Source organism: Polaribacter sp. Hel1_85, from assembly GCF_000766795.1.
In the GTDB taxonomy this organism is placed as follows: Bacteria; Bacteroidota; Bacteroidia; order Flavobacteriales; family Flavobacteriaceae; genus Polaribacter.
Window position 1 is genome coordinate 1,640,001 of the sequence record NZ_JPDS01000001.1, and the last position, 2,720, is coordinate 1,642,720.

At 45.4% G+C, this 2,720-nt stretch carries 2 tRNA genes and 2 rRNA genes (1 of these 4 only partly in view); all 4 read right to left on the reverse strand.

Annotated features, from left to right (window positions below):
- Positions 1–587: ribosomal RNA gene (locus PHEL85_RS07165) — 23S ribosomal RNA — on the reverse strand (it extends 2,297 nt beyond the left edge of the window).
- A 168-nt stretch (positions 588–755) separates the two neighbouring features.
- Positions 756–829, reverse strand: a tRNA-Ala gene (locus PHEL85_RS07170).
- 85 nt (positions 830–914) lie between these two features.
- Positions 915–988, reverse strand: a tRNA-Ile gene (locus tag PHEL85_RS07175).
- A gap of 79 nt (positions 989–1,067) precedes the next feature.
- Positions 1,068–2,587 (reverse strand): 16S ribosomal RNA (locus tag PHEL85_RS07180).
- Together the 16S and 23S rRNA genes with 2 tRNA genes alongside form the textbook arrangement of a ribosomal RNA operon.
- Positions 2,588–2,720: the final 133 nt, after the last annotated feature.

The window sequence follows — 2,720 nt, forward strand, 5'->3', positions numbered from 1 at the left end:
GCACGCCGTCACACATAAATGTGCTCCGACCGCTTGTAGGCGTACGGTTTCAGGTTCTCTTTCACTCCCTTACTTAGGGTTCTTTTCACCTTTCCCTCACGGTACTAGTTCACTATCGGTCTCTCAGGAGTATTTAGCCTTACCGGATGGTCCCGGTGGATTCATACAGGATTACTCGTGTCCCGCACTACTCAGGATACCACTATCAATAACTTCGCTTACTTTTACGGGACTATCACCCTCTATGGTCTGTCTTTCCAAACAGTTCTAATTCACTTAGCATCGAATATTGTGGTCCTACAACCCCAAAATTGCCGTAACAACTTTGGTTTGGGCTAATCCGCGTTCGCTCGCCACTACTAACGGAATCACTATTGTTTTCTCTTCCTCCGGTTACTTAGATGTTTCAGTTCACCGGGTTTACCCCTATTACTAGGTGACATGTCTTCAACATGCCGGGTTGCCCCATTCGGATATTTACGGATCATAAGGTATGTGCCCCTCACCGTAACTTTTCGCAGCTTATCACGTCCTTCGTCGTCTCTGAGAGCCTAGGCATCCGCCATACGCCCTTACTTAACTTATTGTACTTTTTGCTATAGTATTGCTACTACAACGAGCTCTTTTATATTTTTATAAAAAAAATTGTTTAAAATATCTCTATTTTAAACGTTCTCTATCTATTTGATTCTTACGATATCATTTTACCAATATGTCAATGAACTTGTGGTCTATTTACTTGAAATTGACCGTTGTGGAGAATATCGGAGTCGAACCGATGACCTCTTGCGTGCAAGGCAAGCGCTCTAGCCAGCTGAGCTAATCCCCCTTTTACTAGTAGTTAGTAATTAGTGAATTGTAATTAGTATCCTAATTACTTCAACTTCTAGAATTTCCTTTAATATCAAAATTTGTAGTCCCGGGCAGACTCGAACTGCCGACCTCTACATTATCAGTGTAGCGCTCTAACCAGCTGAGCTACGAGACTATAATAGCTTGATATTATTTATTTTAAAATTAACAGCAAAGAGTAAAACTTCCCTTTGTAACTCACCATCTTTCTCTAGAAAGGAGGTGTTCCAGCCGCACCTTCCGGTACGGCTACCTTGTTACGACTTAGCCCTAGTTACCAGTTTTACCCTAGGCGGCTCCTTGCGGTGACCGACTTCAGGCACTCCCAGCTTCCATGGCTTGACGGGCGGTGTGTACAAGGCCCGGGAACGTATTCACCGGATCATGGCTGATATCCGATTACTAGCGATTCCAGCTTCACGGAGTCGAGTTGCAGACTCCGATCCGAACTGTGATATGGTTTATAGATTCGCTCTCTGTTGCCAGATGGCTGCTCATTGTCCATACCATTGTAGCACGTGTGTGGCCCAGGACGTAAGGGCCGTGATGATTTGACGTCATCCCCACCTTCCTCTCTACTTGCGTAGGCAGTCTCGTTAGAGTCCCCATCATAACATGCTGGCAACTAACGACAGGGGTTGCGCTCGTTATAGGACTTAACCTGACACCTCACGGCACGAGCTGACGACAACCATGCAGCACCTTGTAATATGTCCGAAGAAAAAACTATCTCTAGTCCTGTCATACTACATTTAAGCCCTGGTAAGGTTCCTCGCGTATCATCGAATTAAACCACATGCTCCACCGCTTGTGCGGGCCCCCGTCAATTCCTTTGAGTTTCAGTCTTGCGACCGTACTCCCCAGGTGGGATACTTATCACTTTCGCTTAGTCACTGAGCTAATGCCCAACAACTAGTATCCATCGTTTACGGCGTGGACTACCAGGGTATCTAATCCTGTTCGCTCCCCACGCTTTCGTCCCTCAGCGTCAGTACATACGTAGTAGACTGCCTTCGCAATCGGTATTCTGTGTAATATCTATGCATTTCACCGCTACACTACACATTCTATCTACTTCCATATGACTCAAGTCAACCAGTATCAAAGGCAGTTCCATAGTTGAGCTATGGTATTTCACCTCTGACTTAATTGACCGCCTGCGGACCCTTTAAACCCAATGATTCCGGATAACGCTCGGACCCTCCGTATTACCGCGGCTGCTGGCACGGAGTTAGCCGGTCCTTATTCTTACAGTACCGTCAAGCTGGTATACATACCAGTGTTTCTTCCTGTATAAAAGCAGTTTACAACCCATAGGGCCGTCTTCCTGCACGCGGCATGGCTGGGTCAGAGTTGCCTCCATTGCCCAATATTCCTCACTGCTGCCTCCCGTAGGAGTCTGGTCCGTGTCTCAGTACCAGTGTGGGGGATCTCCCTCTCAGGACCCCTACCTATCGAAGTCTTGGTAAGCCGTTACCTTACCAACTAACTAATAGGACGCATAGCCATCTTTTACCGATAAATCTTTAATTAAGTCTCGATGCCGAGTCTCAATACCATGAGGCATTAATCTTCATTTCTAAAGGCTATTCCTCTGTAAAAGGTAGGTTCTATACGCGTTACGCACCCGTGCGCCGGTCGTCATCTGGTGCAAGCACCAATGTTACCCCTCGACTTGCATGTGTTAAGCCTGCCGCTAGCGTTCATCCTGAGCCAGGATCAAACTCTTCATTGTATATTTTAAATATGTTGAATGAATAAGTTTCAAAAGAATTTACATTAATAATTTAATGTGGTTATTCTACTCTTTGTTTACGCTGTCAATTTCAATATTTTCAATGAACTTTTAGGTATCGCACTCTGCTATT